This window comes from Arthrobacter sp. MMS24-T111 (assembly GCF_054888995.1).
This window is the reverse complement of record NZ_JBTZRO010000001.1, coordinates 829946-846288: the sequence shown is the minus strand read 5'-3', so window position 1 is coordinate 846288 and position 16343 is coordinate 829946. Positions and strand designations below refer to the sequence as shown.

Annotated in this window: 13 protein-coding genes and 2 pseudogenes; 5 read left to right on the top strand and 10 right to left on the bottom strand. The window is 67.2% G+C overall.

The window, feature by feature from the left end:
• Positions 1-15: 15 nt before the first annotated feature.
• Both ACX5I6_RS03800 and ACX5I6_RS03795 read right to left on the bottom strand, forming a co-directional pair.
• Positions 16-633: a uracil-DNA glycosylase family protein gene (locus ACX5I6_RS03800; RefSeq protein ID WP_018763916.1), complete on the bottom strand. Its 618-nt coding sequence runs from the start codon at positions 631-633 to the stop codon at positions 16-18.
• Between the two features lie 102 nt (positions 634-735).
• A complete protein-coding gene (locus ACX5I6_RS03795; RefSeq protein WP_461839517.1) occupies positions 736-1617 on the bottom strand; it encodes a cytochrome c oxidase assembly protein in 882 nt (293 codons plus the stop codon).
• 88 nt (positions 1618-1705) lie between these two features.
• Between ACX5I6_RS03795 and ACX5I6_RS03790 the strand changes: the two genes are divergently transcribed.
• Positions 1706-2212, top strand: coding sequence for a hypothetical protein (locus tag ACX5I6_RS03790; RefSeq protein ID WP_461839516.1), 507 nt, complete (start codon positions 1706-1708; stop codon positions 2210-2212).
• A gap of 16 nt (positions 2213-2228) precedes the next feature.
• Here the strand turns inward: ACX5I6_RS03790 and ACX5I6_RS03785 are convergent, their stop codons facing one another.
• The 5 genes from ACX5I6_RS03785 to ACX5I6_RS03765 all read right to left on the bottom strand — a co-directional run bounded on the left by ACX5I6_RS03785 (position 2229) and on the right by ACX5I6_RS03765 (position 6422).
• Positions 2229-2612, bottom strand: coding sequence for an RNA-binding S4 domain-containing protein (locus ACX5I6_RS03785; RefSeq protein ID WP_285246363.1), 384 nt, complete (start codon positions 2610-2612; stop codon positions 2229-2231).
• A gap of 35 nt (positions 2613-2647) precedes the next feature.
• Entirely contained in the window at positions 2648-3760 is a 1113-nt protein-coding gene (locus tag ACX5I6_RS03780) for a sulfite oxidase (protein ID WP_461839515.1), read from the bottom strand.
• Between the two features lie 108 nt (positions 3761-3868).
• A complete protein-coding gene (locus ACX5I6_RS03775) occupies positions 3869-4729 on the bottom strand; it encodes an SDR family oxidoreductase (protein ID WP_461839514.1) in 861 nt (286 codons plus the stop codon).
• A complete protein-coding gene (locus ACX5I6_RS03770; RefSeq protein WP_461839513.1) occupies positions 4730-5734 on the bottom strand; it encodes an aldo/keto reductase family protein in 1005 nt (334 codons plus the stop codon).
• Between the two features lie 40 nt (positions 5735-5774).
• Entirely contained in the window at positions 5775-6422 is a 648-nt protein-coding gene (locus tag ACX5I6_RS03765; protein WP_461839512.1) for a hypothetical protein, read from the bottom strand.
• Positions 6423-6584: 162 nt separating this feature from the next.
• Between ACX5I6_RS03765 and ACX5I6_RS03760 the strand changes: the two genes are divergently transcribed.
• Positions 6585-6986 carry a YchJ family protein gene (locus tag ACX5I6_RS03760; protein ID WP_461839511.1) on the top strand — a complete coding sequence of 134 codons (402 nt, stop codon included), beginning with the start codon at positions 6585-6587 and terminating at the stop codon, positions 6984-6986.
• Between the two features lie 21 nt (positions 6987-7007).
• Here ACX5I6_RS03760 and ACX5I6_RS03755 read toward each other — a convergent pair whose 3' ends face one another.
• The 3 genes from ACX5I6_RS03755 to ACX5I6_RS03745 all read right to left on the bottom strand — a co-directional run bounded on the left by ACX5I6_RS03755 (position 7008) and on the right by ACX5I6_RS03745 (position 10286).
• Positions 7008-7856, bottom strand: coding sequence for a TIGR04086 family membrane protein (locus ACX5I6_RS03755; RefSeq protein WP_461839510.1), 849 nt, complete (start codon positions 7854-7856; stop codon positions 7008-7010).
• 64 nt (positions 7857-7920) lie between these two features.
• On the bottom strand, positions 7921-9921 hold the full coding sequence (locus tag ACX5I6_RS03750; RefSeq protein WP_461839509.1) for an acyl-CoA dehydrogenase family protein: 2001 nt from the start codon (positions 9919-9921) through the stop codon (positions 7921-7923).
• A 62-nt stretch (positions 9922-9983) separates the two neighbouring features.
• A complete protein-coding gene (locus ACX5I6_RS03745) occupies positions 9984-10286 on the bottom strand; it encodes a hypothetical protein (RefSeq protein WP_018763927.1) in 303 nt (100 codons plus the stop codon).
• Between the two features lie 248 nt (positions 10287-10534).
• On the opposite strand from ACX5I6_RS03745, the gene ACX5I6_RS03740 reads away from it, so the two are divergent.
• From ACX5I6_RS03740 to ACX5I6_RS03730, 3 genes and pseudogenes are all read left to right on the top strand, one after another.
• Entirely contained in the window at positions 10535-11992 is a 1458-nt protein-coding gene (locus ACX5I6_RS03740; protein ID WP_461839508.1) for a DUF3375 family protein, read from the top strand.
• Positions 11985-12856: pseudogene (locus ACX5I6_RS03735) on the top strand (DUF4194 domain-containing protein). Before ACX5I6_RS03740 ends, ACX5I6_RS03735 begins: the two are co-directional and overlap by 8 nt.
• Positions 12853-16330 (top strand): annotated as a pseudogene (locus ACX5I6_RS03730) (ATP-binding protein). The pseudogenes ACX5I6_RS03735 and ACX5I6_RS03730 overlap by 4 nt, the downstream one beginning before the upstream one ends.
• Positions 16331-16343 lie beyond the last annotated feature (13 nt).

Sequence of the window (16343 nt, the reverse complement as noted above, 5' to 3'; positions counted from 1 at the left end):
TTCGATGATCCAGCCCTAGAGGTGCTGGATGCCCGCCCGCTGCATGGCATCACGGTAGGTTTCCACGCTCTTGGCGAGCAGCTCTTCCTGCTTGGCCTCTGAAACAGCAAAGGCCCTGCCGCCGAGGGCGGAGGCCTTGTAGATTTTGATGCCGCTGTTCTTCAGCGACGAGTGGTAGGTCTTCTCAAAGAGAGTCAGGAACGTCGAGGCGTCCGTACCGTGCGCGATGACGGCTGAGACGCGGGAATTGATCTTGAGGAACTGGCGGAAGGGGCGCAGGCCGTCGGTTTTCTCCTGGACGCTCAGCGCCGACGGGCTGCCGCTGTCGCGGATCCAGGGGTAGGCGTTCCACGGCATGACGTACTGCGGATCCAGTTCGGCGAGTTCGTAGATCTGGGTGGCGCGGCGGGCTGCCTCGTCGTCGTTGTAGAGCGAGACGAACCCGGATTCGGTGCCCTTGCCGGGGCTGGCCTGGAGGCTGATGATTCTGCACTCGTCTTCGTCATGGACGGGGTCGATGTAGGGGACGGTGGAACCGGGCTTCTTTTCCATCAGTTCTTCGCAAAGTTGGGTTACCTTCGCGATGTTCGGTTCCTGTAGCAGGGCCTTTTTTTCGTCCCAATCAATTGTCACGATTTCTCCCTTTGCAGCGAGGCGTCCAGAATCAGGCGTCCTATGTCACTCTACGCTTCCGCGGCGAGCGGTGGGCACACTTGATTTTTGGCCCGGGCCAGCCTAGTGGCGGCCCCGCAGGTGCTGGTTGTGGAGCTCATCGAGCTGCTCGTCGGTCAGTTCGTCGAAAGCCACCGCTTCGCGCTTGTCGCTGCGCGAGAAGCGGATGAACATGAGGATGATCAGCGGCAGGTCCACCACCTCGCAGATGAACCAGAGCAGATTCCCTGCGAACTGCTGGTCCTGGAGGGCGTCCCGGAACCACCACTGGGGATCCGGGACGGTCAGTGCATGGTCGAGGACCTGGCCGTTGAGGCTGAGGAGGATGCCGGGGACGGCATCGATGAGCAGCTCAATGAACACGAACATGAATTCCAGGGTCAGGTAGGCGCTGGACCGTTGGAAGTTGGATTCTTCGATGATGGGCAGTGCCATGAGCATGCCCAGCAGGGGGACGCCGAGCGTGAGCAGAGCGTCGGCCGCAGGGTTGGTCCGCAGCGTGTAGAAGGCGGGGGTCAGGAAGGTGGAAAAGAGCGCCAGCCCCAGCAGGGGTGCGCCGAATGAATTGCTGACGAACCGCACCGGACGGCTGGAGAGCACGGCGTCAAAGACTCTAATGCCGTGGTCCGGCAACGCCGCACGCGCCAGCGTCAGCGGCTTGCCCAGGCCGATGAGCAGCGGGACCACAAAGAGCAGCAGGGAAATCTTGAGGGTGAAGGCCCACCGTTGCTGCGGGCCGTACACGCCGGTGAAACCGCAGGTCAGGATGACGAAAGTACCGAGGCCCAGGACGTAGAACGCCACCGCGCGCCAGGCCGGCCACCGGTGGCCTTTCCGTCCGGCTGAACGCATCCCCCACCCGTAGAGGGCTCCGGCGGCAACGACGAAAGCCGTGGCGGCCCAGTCCAGGCGCCAGGAGGAAACAAGGATCTCAAGGGGTGGCACGGGGCTATGGTAGCCAGTCTTCCTGAGAGGAGGATGGGCGTTTACCGGAAACCGGGGCTGCACTGCCGGGATGCTGTTCAATGTGAGGATGCAGTTCACCGGGAAGGGCCTGAAAGACGACGGCTTCTTGGGCTTCCGGCCCCTGAAGGACCTTGACGCCATGCGGGTCCCGCGGGGAACGGGTCTTTTCGCCGTAATGGCGCCGGACACGTTCCAGCCGGAATTCCTGACAAAGAGCACCGCCGGTGTCTTCAAAAAGAAAGATCCCTCCCTGCCGGTGCAGGACCTTCGAGCTTCCTGGCTGGACACCGCAGCCGTCCTGTACCTCGGCAAAGCCGGCCCGGGCAGCAAGGGCAACCGCGGGCTGAGACGGCAGGTCCAGGAGTTCCTGGACTTCGGACACGGAAAGCCGCCGGGCCACTGGGACGGCCGGCTCATCTGGCAACTCAGGGATGCGGGCACGCTGCTGGTTGCGTGGAAGGAAATAGCCGCCGAATCCCTCAACCAGGCCGAGGCGGATTACCACTCGGGCTTTGTCGAGGAATACGGGAAACTGCCGTATGCGAACCTCGTGCGGGCCCGGACCAAAAGCTGACCCAAGGGTGAACGGGTCAGGCCGGTCCCTTAAGGCGCTCCATCTCCCGGCGGTCCTTCTTGGTGGGCCGCCCGGCACCCCGGTCGCGCTGCGGGAGCCCCAGCGCCGGCAGGACGGGCCGCGGGGGAGTGTGGTCCGTAAAGCAGTGGGAGGCGGCCTCGGCTCCCACCCGCTTGGCGATCAGCCGCCGGACCTCAAGGATGCGCTCGTACCCGGACATGCGCACCGTCACCGTGTCTCCCGTGACCAGCGTCGCGGAAGCCTTGGCGGGACTGCCGTTGAGGCGGACGTGCCCGGCGCGGCAGGCTGCGGTGGCGGCCGACCGTGTCTTGTAGGCGCGGATGGCCCACAACCACGCATCGATTCGGACGCTGGCGGGAGAGGAAGGGAGGCTGGTCATGATTGGCACCGAGTATAGCCCCGGCCCCGCCGGCTTCACTCCACCGTGACCGTGACCCGCTGCACCACGTTGTTGCCCATCCCCTGGTAGTTCCAGTTCTGCTCCAGCGGCTGGGTGGCACCGGTGGTGTCGGTGGCGCGGCAGGCCAGGACATGCTCACCGGGTGCGGCCTCCCACGTCATGCTCCACCCCCGCCACGCATAGCCGCCCGCGGGCTTGTCCAAACGGGCGGGCAGCCACGTGCCATCGACGGCCACCTCGACGCCGGCCACGGCACCTTCCCCAGACCACGCCCGGCCCTGCAGGCTGACCGGGCCTGGGCGGACAAACCGCCGGCGGGTGAAGAAGTCAGGGATACCCGGCGGAACCATCAGCGAACGCACCCTGATCCTCGAGACCGGCCTGCCGGCGTCGTCCGCGGTGGCCTGGTACCTGTAGGCCGACTGCTGCTGGAACCCGGTGAACGGCTCCCTCGCCACTTCGATCGACTCCAGCCACTTGACGCTGGCCATCCCGTACCAGCCCGGAACCACCAGCCGCAGCGGGTAACCATGCTGCGGCGGCAGTTCGGTGCCGCTCATGGCGTAGGCAAGGACCACGTCGGGACGCAGGGCTTCGCGGACCGGAAGGCTGCGTGCGTAGTGGTGCGGGACGCCGCCTTGAACCCCCGCGTCCGCGCCGGTGAAGACCACTTCCAGGGCGCCGGGCTGTATTCCCGCCTTATCCAGGAGATAGGCCAGCGGAACACCGGTCCATTGCGCCGTGCCCACCGCTTCCAGCACCCACGGCTGGCTGAGGGGCCGCGGCTCCAGCAGCGACCTGCCGTTGCCCGCGCATTCAAGGGTGACCGGGACGGTGATGGCCGGGGCCCTGCGGAGGGCCGCCAGGTTCAGCTCCAGGGCCCGTTCCACCGCACCCCGGATCCGCAGGTGCCAGGAGGTGGCCTGGATGTCCGGGATATCGAAATGCGTGAGTACGTAGTGCAGCCCGGGAGGCGTGAGGTCGCGGCGGAGCGCTTCGAGCGGCATTGAATGGTTGCGGGCGGAGAGCTGCAGTTCCTCGGGAGTAAGGGAACCCTCCGACGGGCCCGCGGATACCGGAGGGGCTTCCGCGGCCGCTGGCTGGCTGTGTTCTCTGGTCTGTGTCATGGCGCCGGGATTCTGTGGGCCGTGCTCCGCCGGGATGGCGGCGCCTAGCCACTGGTCTACGCCGGGTTCCCCGGTCCGTCAACAGCCCACGGACCGGGGAACGGAACGCTACAGGACTGGCCGCGTCAGGAACTCGGCCAGGCTGATGGGGTCCTGGCCGGTCAAGCCGTGCACGTCAGGTGAAAGCCCTGCCATTTCGCCGGCCGCCATTGCCGTGTACGTGCTCACCCATGCGTCCAGCTGCCATTGCGGAGCGCCGTAGGACGCCCGGGAGGCGTAGGCTTCCTCCACGGTCTCCGGGTGGTAGCTGACCGTCCGTCCGGTTCCGTCGCTCAGCACCCGGGCGGCCTGCGCCATGGTCAGTTCTTCCGGTCCGGTCAGGTTGTAGGTCATTCCCTTGTGGATCGCCGGGTCCCGGAGCACTGCGTGGGCGGAGCGGGCCACATCCTCCCGTGCCACACCGGAAAACAGGCCGTCTCCGGCGGGGCCGCGGATCACGCCGTCCTCTCCGGTCATGAGCGGCAGGAAGTCCAGGTAGAAGTTGTCCCGCAGGAAGGTGAAGTCCATGCCGGAGGCCTTGATCCGCTCCTCCGTGGCGTAATGGTCCCGCGCCAGGGTGAACGTGGCATCCGGCGCGGCGCCGTAGAAGGACGTGTACACCACATGCTGGACTCCTGCGTCAGCGGCTGCGTCAACGAACGCGTAATGCTGCTGCAGCCGGTCTTCGGCCTCGGCAGCGGACACCATGAACAGGAGCTTCACGCCATCCAGGGCCTGCCGGGACGCCGCGCCGTCGCCGTAGGAACACACCATGGCGGAGGCGCCCGCCAGTTCCGGCGCCCGGGCGGGGTCGCGCACCAGTAGCCGCTGCGCGAATCCGGACCCGGCAAGTTGCCGCGCCAGCATGCCGCCCAGGCCTCCGGTGGATCCGGTGACCGCCAGCTCGGGGAGATCGGCCGGGGTGGCCATTCAGGCTTCCCGGGTGGCCGGCGACTTGGTCTGGGCCGGGTCGCGTTCGGCCAGGCCGCCGATGGCGTCGTCAATCTTCTTGAGGACCTCGGCATCCAGCCGCACCCCTGCCGCCGCAACGGTGTCCGCGATCTGTTCCGGTCGGGACGCACCCACGATGGCGGACGCCACGTTCGGGTTCTGGAGGACCCACGCAACGGCGAGCTGCGGCATGGTCAGGCCGGCTTCGGCGGCAATCGGCTTCAGGTCCTGCACGCCGGCCAGGACGTCGTCGCGCATCCACCGCTCGATCATCTTGGCGCCACCCTTTTCATCGGTGGCGCGGCTGCCTTCCGGGGCCGGCTGGCCGGGAAGGTACTTGCCGCTAAGGACGCCCTGGGCCATGGGCGACCAGACGATCTGGGACACCCCCAGCTCCTCCGACGCCGGGACCACTTCCGCTTCGATGACCCGCCACAGCATGGAGTACTGGGGCTGGTTGGAGATGAGCTGGAAGCCGAGTTCCCTGGACAACCGGTGGCCTTCGCGGAGCTGGTCGGCGGTCCACTCACTGACGCCGATGTAGAGCGCCTTGCCTTGCCGGACAATGTCCGCGAACGCCTGCATGGTCTCTTCCAGCGGCGTCTCGAAGTCGTAGCGGTGGGCCTGGTAGAGGTCCACGTAGTCCGTCTGCAGCCGGCGCAGGGACCCGTTGATGGATTCCATGATGTGCTTGCGGGAGAGCCCAAGATCGTTCTTGCCCTTGGGGCCGGTGGGGCCGAAGACCTTGGTGAAGATTTCCAGGGACTCGCGCCGTTCGTCCTTCAAGGCCTCGCCCAGGACGGTTTCCGCTGCGGTGTTCGCGTAGACATCCGCGGTGTCGAAGGTGCTGATGCCGGCGTCGAGGGCTGCCCGCACGCATTGGCCGGCAACGTCGTTTTCCACCTGCGAGCCGTGGGTCAGCCAGTTGCCGAACGTGATTTCCGAGACTTTGAAGCCACTGTTTCCGAGGTATCTGAATTCCATGGGTTTCACGCTAACCCAGTTGGTTGCTCAGGGTAAGGGCTTAGCCGTTCTCCGGCGCTTTGTCCTTGAGGACCTGCTTCGGGCCGGCGAGCGAAACGAGGGACCCGGTATCCAGCGGCGGTACCGGATGTGGCGGCACGGGCTTATTGAAGGACCTCGGCATTTCATGCGGCGGCCGGTGGTTGTGCAGGGCGGATTCCACCAGCGGGGCTACCTGGGCAACTTTGTCGGCGGGCGCCGCCGGGTCCGGAAGGTCCCGCACCGAGAGCTTGATTTCCGGCGCGGCGGCCCGCGCCCTGGCTTCGGCGCGTTTGTCGGCCTCGGCCACGGCTGAGGCCCAGTCTTCGGCCAGGACAGGCGGCTCGGGCCGGGCTGCGGCAAATTTGGGGTGGCGTACGACGACGGTGCGCAGCGACTCCCTGAGCCGCGCCGGCTTCAAGGCGGCGGCACGTTCCCGCCAGGATGGGCGGCCCCCCGGGCGGTCGCTCCGTGCCGCCATCAACAGCGCACGGCCCTTCCGGGGGCCCTTTCCGAACAGGGCCATCACCACGAGGCCCGTCAGCCGGCCCAGGCCGGCCAGCACCAGCGTAAGCACCCCAAGGAGGAAGAGGACCAGGAACATCAGGAGGGCCACGCCCATGGTGCCGAAGAAGGTCAGGTTGAGGACCAGAGTGTCCGGCTGCTCCACGTCATCACTCCTTTCCACCAACATCCCGGGCCCGCTGCCAGCGCACAGCGACGGGGCAAGCTCCTTCTCAACCATACGGATTTTTGGCGTGCCATGCCGCCGGGCGCGGTGGCGTGGACAGGGTTGTAGCGAAGCTGTTACCCGATGTGACACCATCACCGGATGACCGAATCGAATGAGTCCGCAAACTGCGTGTGCCTGTCCGGCGAACCGTACGTCGAGTGCTGCGGCAGGTTCCTTTCCGGCAAGGCCGAAGCTTCAACCGCGGAACAGCTGATGCGGTCCCGCTACAGTGCATTTGCCCGGCTGGATGAGGGCTACCTGTTGCGGACCCAGCACCCGTCAACGGTCCCGGCCGGCCTCGACCTGGATCCGGCCATGCAGTGGCGGCGCCTGGACATCGTCGCCACCAGCCAGGGCGGTCCCTTCGACACCGAGGGGACCGTCGAGTTCAAGGCCTATTACCGGCACGGCGCGGACCGCGGGGTTCTGCATGAAGCCAGCAGGTTTGTCCGCGAAGGCGGCCGGTGGCTCTATGTGGATGGCGACATCCTGTCCCCCTAGCAGCGGCGCGCCGCCTGCGGGCTACTCGCCGTCGTCGTAATACTCGCTGTCCGGGGTGAAGCCGGCACGGTCAACCCTGCGGTGGAACCGCATCCCCGCAAGGCCGCCGAGGACGGCGCCCACCAGGGCCACGGCCGCCACTACCACGGCTGCGATGATGCTGGTGGTGGTCAGTTGTCCCTCGTTGACGGGGATCCGGGGGAAGCTGTTGAGGTTGGCCAGGACGTTGAACTGCTGCCCCAGCACGAGGCCCAGGATGGCGACCACGACGGCCGCGATCAGGGCCCAGATCCACACCATGAGACCCTGCCTTGCGCCGTTGAAGCGCGCCATCCGCCCGGCGACGTAACCGCCGCAATAGTAGGAGAGGAACAGGATCACCAGCAGGACGATGATGCCCACCAGCCCCACGGTGCCGCTGTTCTGCGCGGCCTGGTTCACGGCCGCGTTGACGTCCGTGTTGTTGGCCAGCCCCACGGCGGTCCCGGCGGCAGCCACCAGTGCGGTCAGCAGCACGGCCATCCCGGTGGCGGTGAGCCAGCCGAAGAACGCTGAGCCGGCCTTGATGCCGCCGAACCGTTCCTTTTGGCGGGCGACCGCGGTCTCCCTGTCCGTGAGCGCCGGGTCCACCACGGGTGCCGCTGCAGTAGCGGGGGCGGCCCGGTACTCCCGCTCCGCGGACGGGGCGGCGACGTAGTCCCGGTCGCGTTCCCGGTCGCGTTCCCGCTCGCGCGGACGGGCCGGTGCCTGATCGATCGACCGCGTGGCGGGATCCTCCGCTGCGTCCGCGCGGGAGTTGCCGCGGCGGGAGGTCTCATCCTCCCGGGCATGGCGGGGAGGCAGGTTCTCTGGGTCCGTTGAGCTGCTCATGAACTAACTCAACCACCCGCCAGCACCGATAGCAAGCGTGCTTATTAGTTCGTGACCTGCGGTTTTACCGGTATTTGCGGTGCAGGTCTTCCTTCCGGGACGGCCCGGCAGAGGCGTCGGCGATCCACGGGCCGGTTCCCTCGGACTGGTCAAGCACGCCGGCTTCCAGCCAGGTGTAGTCACCGGCGAGGACTTTGCGGGTCAATGCGTGGTCGGCGTCGTCCGTGTTCCGCCACAGCTGGTCGAAGTACTCGTCCACCCGCACTTTTGCCTGCTCGCAGTAGGCATCCGCGAGTTCGTAGGCGCCCGCGGCCGTACCGGGGGACGTGCGAAGCAGCATCTCAGTGCGGGAACAGCAGGCCGTCATGGCGAAGAGTTCGGCGCCGATGTCCACGATGCGGCCAAGGAAGGCCTGCTTCTGCTCCAGCTTCGCCTGCCACCGGCCCATGCCGTAGAAGGTTTGCCGTGCCAGCCGGCGCGAGGAGCGTTCCACGAAGCGCAGGTGCTTCGCCAGCCTGCCGAAGTCGCTGTAGGAGCGCGGGTCCATGCCGGCGCCCGCCACCAGCTTGGGCAGCCATTTTGCGTAGAAACCGGAGGCGCCGACGGCGGCCTTGGCCTTATCCGCAAGGCTCGCATCGAGGGACGCGAGATCGCCCGCGGCCGCGAGATGCGCGTCCACGGCCTCCCGGGCAATCAGCAGCCGCATGATCTCGGAAGACCCCTCGAAGATCCGGTTGATCCGCATGTCGCGCAACTGCTGCTCGGCCGGTACCGCGCGTTCACCCCGGGCCGCCAGCGATTCGGCCGTTTCAAATCCGCGGCCGCCGCGGATCTGCACCACCTCGTCCGCGATCCGGCAGCTGATCTCCGTGGCCCAGAGTTTGGCGAGTGCGGCTTCGATGCGGACGTCCTTCTGCCCGGCGTCGGCCAGTTCGGCGGCAAGTTCAAAGACCGCGTCCAAGGCGAAGGCGGACGCCGCGATGAACGCGATCTTCTTGCCCACGGCCTCGTGTTCGCCCACGGGACGGCCCCACTGGGTGCGGGCGTTGGACCATTCGCGGGCAATCTTCAGGCTCCATCGCCCCGAGGCCACGCACAGCGCCGGCAGCGCCAGGCGGCCGGTGTTCAGGGTGGTCAAGGCGATCTTCAGGCCCTGGCCCTCGCGGCCCAGCCGGTTCGCGGCGGGAACCCGCACCTGGTGGAAACGGGTCACGCCGTTTTCGATGCCGCGCAGGCCCATGAACGCGTTCCGGTTTTCCACTGTGATGCCGGGCGAGTCCATCTCCACCACGAACGCGCTGATGCCGCCTTTGTGGGTGGTGCCTGCGGCGTCGGTGTGGGCGGGAACCAGGGCCATCACCACCACCAGTTCGGCGATCACGCCGTTGGTGGTCCACAGCTTCACGCCGTCCAGGAGGTAAGCCTCGCCGTCGGCCGTTGGCGTTGCCGTGCTGCCCATCCGGGCAGGATCGCTGCCGACGTCCGGTTCCGTGAGGAGGAACGCGGTGACGGCGCCGGCGGCGCAGCGGGGAAGGTATTCGCGTTTCTGCGCGGGCGTGCCGAAGACCTTGACCGGTTCCGGAACGCCAATGGACTGGTGGGCGGAGATGAGCGCTCCCAGACTGGGGTGGACGCTGCCGAGAAGGGCAAGTGCCCGGCCGTAGTACACCAGTGAGAGGCCCAGGCCGCCGTATTCCTCCGGGATCTTCATGCCGAAGACGCCCAGGCCGGCCAGATCCCTGATGTACTCGTCAGGAATCTTTGCGTCCCGTTCAATGACGCGCCCGGACATGGTCTTGGCGTATTCGGTCAGGCGGGCCATGAAGGCTTCGCCCTTTTCCACGGACGCAGGATCGGCAGCCGGCCAGGGGTGGACCAGGCCGAGGTCGAAGCTGCCCAGGTAGAGGCCTTTGGCGAAGCTGGGGCGGTCCCAGCCGGTTTCCCGGGCGGCCTCTGCGACGGCCCGGGCGTCCTCGGCGGTGGCACCGGCTCCGATGTTGCCGGCCGGAACGGAGATTTCCTCAGCCGGGGCGTCTTTGGCCTGGCTGTCAGTTGCGGAGCTCATGGGTTATCTCCTCGGGCCGGAATGGCCGGTGTAGCCATGGATCCGCCGGGTTGGAGAACCCTTCAGCTGTCACTCAAGATTACCCGCGGGTAGGTTCCCGTGCCAGGGGCCGTTTGCCCCTGGAAATCGCCGGACAGATCGACGGCGGCCGCGCGATGGACCAGCCTGTCCCACCCGGCGTTGATTCCGTGGACCACTGCCAGGAGCGTGGTGGACAGCACCGTCCACGTGAGCTTTCCGGCGCCCAGCACCACCAGGGCAACCAGCCCGGCGGCCAGGACGAATCCGGCCAGGACCGCGCCGAACACCAGCGTCCCGATGAAAACCAAGGTGGCTGTTTCCACTGTGCTCAGATCGAACTGCATGAATCCCCCTGCTGCGGCGTTGCGGTGGCGAAAGACTGCTGTGGTGAAGACCAGTAGCTGAAGCCTAGGGGGACAGCCTCGCCGCCAGCCAGAGGCGCGTGGGGCTGGAGGGGCTGTTGATACGGGATCGAAACACTACCCGGAGGTAGGTCACGGAGTGGTCGCGGCGGCCTGCGTTAACCTTGTAGTTGGCAGTTTTCCGGTCCGACCCGCTGCCGCCCCCCGCCACCCGAGCCCAAGGAGAGTGCGTGCCCCGCTCCGCCAGGTCATCCGCTGATGCCATCAGCGCCCGGCTTCGGGACCTCGAACTCCTCACCAAAGGACCCGCCTGGGCCTTGACGCGTTCGGCGCCGTGGGTGATCGCTGTGCTGCAGGCTTCCTTCACCCGCACCCGGCCACAGCTGCCGCTGGAAGAATTCCATGCCGACGTCGACTCCTTCCTTGAGGAGCTGCGGCGCCAGGAACCCGGGCTGGGCGGAGGGGCCAACGGAAAATCCTTCGGCGACGAGTGGACCCGGCGGCAGTTCCTGACCCGCCGCAACCAGTCGGGCCAGATCGTGTACGAGGTCACCGAACCGGCAGCGCGCGTGCTGGCCTTCCTGGACAGCCTCTCCAGCGAACGGTCCACTTTGAACGGTTCCCGGCTGGGCACCCTGCTGGGGGACGTGGAGAAGCTCGCCAACGAAACCAACCCGGACCAGAGTGCGCGCCTGGAGGCCCTGGAAGAGGAAATCGAGGAGCGGCAGCAGCTCATCGAGGACATCAGCACCGGCGAGTTCGATGGCCTCCTGGACGATGACGAGGCAGTGGAGGCCGCCGGGAACATCCTGGACCTGGCTGCCAGCCTGCCCGCGGATTACAAGAAGATGCGCGACAGGATCGAGGAACTGGTTGGCGGCCTGCGCAACCAGATCATTGAGGAGTCGCTGACCAAGGGCGCCACCATGGCGCAGGTGCTGGAGGCGGACAAACGGCTCCGCCAAAGCCCGGAGGGCCGGACGTTCCGGTCCTTCACCGCCTTCCTGGAGGACCCGCAGCAGCAGCTCCGGTTCCGGTCCGCCATCGGCGAAGTCCTGAGCCGCCAGTTCGCAGACGACCTCTCGCCCGAGGACCGGGAGACCCTGAAGAACCTGGTGGCGAAGCTCCGGCAGCAGCACAGCCAGATCCAGCGCATCTACGGCAAACTCAGCGAGAGCCTCAACACGTACGTCCAGAGTGACGATTTCCGCCAGTCGGTGCGGCTCCGGCAGGTGCTGCGGGAGGCGGAGCAGGCCATCCGGTCACTGCCGTACGAGCGTGAACGCCCGGGCCTGGTGCCTGGCCCGGTCCTGTACAACGCGGGCTTCGAGTCGCTGTCCATGGTGAAGCTGTTCGATCCCGACGAATTCGCGGCTCCGCCCCGTCTGGCCGATCCCATCGCCTTCACCGACTCGGACCGGGTGCGCTCGCCGAGGACCGGAAAAGCCAAGCCCGCCGTGGTCCGCGCGGCCATGGCGGGGGCCTCGACGCTGGCCGACGCCTGGCAGCAGCTGCCGCCCGAAGAGCAGCACATCAACACCATCCGCGCCCTCCTCTCCGAAGCCCTGCACCGGGGTGCCGACTTCAACCGCGGGGCCTGGGACGGCCTGGACTTCGAACAGATAGACGGTTCCACCCGCAGGGCCTACCTGCCCGTGGTCACGCTCGCAAAGGATTCAGATGACTGAGGAAATCACGACCCCCCTGGACGAGCCGGTGGTTGAGCCTGTCGAAACCCCGACGCCGCCGAGCCCCCTCACCGGAGTGGTCTCCCCCGTGACACCTTCGTGGACGGCGCAGCCCTGTTCCCCGGCGATACCGGCGTGCTGCCGATGAAGGTGCGGCAGGCGTTGGTCAAGCTCCTGAAGGGCCCGTACATCGATGGCGGCCGTGACGAGAAGCTGTGGACGGTCCTGCTGGACAACCAGTTGATCCTGCGGAGCCGCCTGTCCGAGCTGTTCCTCACCCTGCAGCTGGACCATGAGCGGAAGATCGCGGTCCTCCGTCCCGTTGACCCGGAGGTCATCGGCGGCAGCACCCGGTCCAGCATCCTGCGGCAACAGCGCGCGCTGAGCAGGGTTGAAACCATCGTGCTGCTCCGGCTCCGGCTGCTCCTGGACCGGCACGTCACCGCCCAGACGGACCCCACCATCACCCGGGAGGAAATCACGGACCTGGTGGCGCACTACCAGCCGGCGGGCCAGCAGGACGCCCTCCGCGATTCGGATGTGGTGACCCGTGCCATCACCAAGCTCCTGGCCCGCCAGCTCCTGCTCCCCACCGGGCTGGACGATGTCTACACCATCTCCAACGCCCTGCCCCTGGCGCTGCCGTTCGAAAACATCGGCGACATCCCGGCCCACATCGAAGCGCTGGTGGCGGCCTCGGCGGACCAGTCAGGAACTGAACCGCTCCTGGATCTTGACGGCGACGCTGAGGCAGGTGCCGAGGACGGCGCAGAAGACGACGATGCCGACGGTGACGAGGCCGCAAAGGCCGGAGCGGCGTCCGCCGACGAGGCGTCCGAACCCACGAATGAGGTGACCAAGTGACCATCGCAAGCATGCTCCCGCTGGGGGACGTGGCCAACCCGGGCCAGATGCGGCTTGCCTTGGTGCAGGTGGTCAACTGGGGGACGTTCCACGGCGCGCACACCATGCACGTGGACCGGAACGGCACCTTGCTGACGGGTAACTCCGGCGTGGGAAAGTCGACGCTGTTCGATGCCATGCTGCGGGTGTTCGATGCGCGGCCACGGTCCAACGAGGCGGCTGCGCAGCGTTCCGGCGGTGCGGTGGAGGACAAGCGCACCACGTTCACCTATATGCGCGGCAAGGTGGGGGACAAGGCCGTGGGGGACGGCTCGGCGAGCGCGTTCCAGCGCCCGGGCGCCACCTGGTCCGCCGTCGCGCTGACGTTCGACAACGCAGCCGGCACCCGGGTGACGGTCTCTGCGCTGTTCGACCTGCCCAAGAACGGGACCGAGTCCAGCGTGGGCCGGTTCTACCTGATTGATAACGTGCCGCTGGACCTGGAAGCCGTGGAAGGCATCGCGGACAAGCGCTTCACCAAGGGCGCCCTGGAAACGATCTTCCCGCACGCACAGGTGTTCGATGTCCACAAGGCATTCGCTGAACGTTTCCGCCGGCTGCTGGGGATCAGCTCGGACCAGGCGCTGCCCTTGCTGCGCGTGATCCAGGCCGGGAAGGGGCTGGGCGGCAGCGTCAACACGTTCTTCCGCGACCAGGTGCTCGATGCCCCTGCGACTTTGGCCGCCGCAGATGACGTGGTGGAGGAGTTCAGCAACCTGATGTCCATCCGCCAGCGGCTGGAGGACGTCCGGCAGCAGCGCGACCAGCTGGCCCCGGTGCCGGGACTGAACCGTGAATACGCGCAGTCCCTGCTGGACGCGAACCGGCTCAGGGAGCTTGTGGGGGAGGAATTCGAGGCCTACAAGCAGAAGCTGGCGGTCGAGGTCCACCAGAAAACCCTGGTCCGGTTCCGCGAGCTGGCACAGGCGAAGGCCAAGGAGCTCGGCGCCGAACGTGCGGTCCGTGACGGGCTGGCCAAGGACCTGCGGCAGCTCGAAACCGACTACAACAACCAGGGCGGCAACGCCATCTCGGCGATCGAGCAGTCCCTGGAGAACACCCGGGTGGGGCTGAAGCTTCGCCGCCAGGTGGAAGAGGCGGCCCAGCAGGCATTGTCCGACGCCGGGCTGCAGCTTGAGTGGAGCGCGGCTGGCTGGGAGCAGGCCCACGAACAGGCGGCGGCGAGGTCGGCCGAGCTGAAGGATGATTCACAGGCCCTGCAGGAGCTGCGCTTTGAGGCGTTCGACGCCCATGCCACCCGCAAACGGGAGCTTGCGGCCGCCGAGCAGGAACTGGTGTCACTGAAAACGCGCAAATCCCTGCTGCCGCCGTCGAGCATTGAAAACCGCGCCGCGATCGCCGCAGCCACGGGCATTCCCGAGGACCGGATGCCGTTCGCAGGCGAGCTCATGGACCTCGCCGACGGGGAGGAGCGGTGGCGCCCGGCGGCGGAGCGCGCGCTCCGGAGCCTGGCCACCACCCTGCTGGTGCCGGGGGAGCACTTCGGTGCCGTGACCCGCTACCTTAACGACCACAACGTCCGCGGGGCGTTGCGGGCGGTGGACGTCTCCAAGCCGCTGGCCGGCGGCGCGCTCGCCGTGGAGGACGTGCGCGACGGCGACCTGCTGGCCAAGCTGGACATCCTCGCCGCCGGTGCGGTGGCCGAGGCCGGCGAATGGGTCCGCGAGCGGATCGCACTGGACTTTGCCTACCCCTGCGTCGAGGATCCGGACGAACTCGCAGCCCTGGAGAAGGGCCTGAGCCTGGGCGGCGTGGTCAAGCGGAACCGGCACACGGTGGAGAAGGACGACCGCTTCACCAGCCGCCAGGACTACGTGCTCGGTTTCGACAACGCCGCCAAGCTCGAACTGGTTGCCGCCCAGGTGGAGGACCTCCGGCAGGAAGTGGCCAAGGCCGCAGAACTGGCCCAGAGCCGCGAGGACTCGCACCAGGGCATGAGCCGCCAACTCGATGCCCTGCGCCGCATCGCCGAGGACGACCGTCCGTGGGAACAAGTGTCCGCGGCTGTCGCGGCGGATGAGCTCGCCCGGATCGAGCAGCGGCTCAAGGATGCCCTAGCCGCCCAGGCGGACCTGGAGCCGCTCCGCGCCACCATCGAGGAGGTCCGGCAGAAACACCAGTCCAGCACCGAGTCGGCAGCCGTCCTACAAAGCGAATACAAGGCCCTGGACCGCCAGCTGACGGGCGCGGACGCGCTGCTGGAAGCCGCGCGCGTCCGTCTGGCCCAGGCACCGCCGTCGGACGCCACGGCCGCAGCGCTCGAACCGCACTTCGCGGAATTCGGCGACGTCATTGAAATGCATGAACTGGACAACCTTGCCAACCGGGTACGGACGGCCCTGCTGGGCGAACTGCACGCGGCCGAGTCGCGGGGACAGGCCACAGCCGAGCGACTCACCCGCATCTTCGAAGGTTTCGTCCGGGAGTGGGGCAGCGCCATCTCCGCCGACCACGGGACCAGCATTGGCGCCGCCAGTGAATTCGAGGCCCGCTACCACGCGATCGTGAACGACGGCCTGCCCGCGCAGGAGGCCGAATTCCGGCAGTTCTTCAACCAGCGCACGCACGAGTCCTTCAGCACCCTGCTTCACCTGCTGGACGAGGAACGGCGCTCCATCACCAGCCGCATCCTCCCGCTGAACGGCATCCTGTCCCAGGTGAACTTCCATGAGGGCAGCTACCTGGAACTGGACATCAAGCAGACACTGCCGCCCACTGCCAAGCAGTTCAAGGACGCCATCCAGAACGCACTGAAGGCGCGGCACACCCGGCCCGCGAAGGCGGAGTCAGGCCGCGCAGACGGTCACGGCCCGGACAGGGACGACGACGGCGAGCTCACCGCCCGCTACAAGTCCCTGGAGACGCTGGTCAAACGGCTGGGTTCGCAGGCGCCGGAGGACCGGCGCTGGCGCGCCGAGGTCCTGGACGTCCGCGGCCACTTGTTCATCCAGTGCAAGGAACACCGCGAAGTCGCCGCCCCCACCTCAGGGAAGAAGGGCGGCAGCAGGAAGACAGAGGTGTTCATGCATGCCGACACCGGGTCGATGTCCGGTGGCGAGCGGCAGCGGTTCACGGCGTTCATCATGGCCGCCGCCCTGAGCTACCAGCTGGGAATCGCCGAGCAGGGTTTCACCACCTACGGCACGGTGATGATGGACGAGGCCTTCGTGCTCGCATCCGAGGAGTTCGCAGGTGCCGGGATCAAGGCGCTGCACGAATTCGGGTTCCAGCTGCTGCTGGCTGCGCCCGAAAACGTGATCGACCTGTCCCGGCACCTGGGCTCCGTCACCGAAATCCTGCGTGACAAACGCACCAACCGTTCCGGTGTCCTGACTGCACCCGTCATCCGCCCCCGCCCGGGAAGAAGGCGCCTGGCGGTCCGAGGCGAACCCGGTGGATATCGTCCTGCGGTAACCGGCAGCACGTT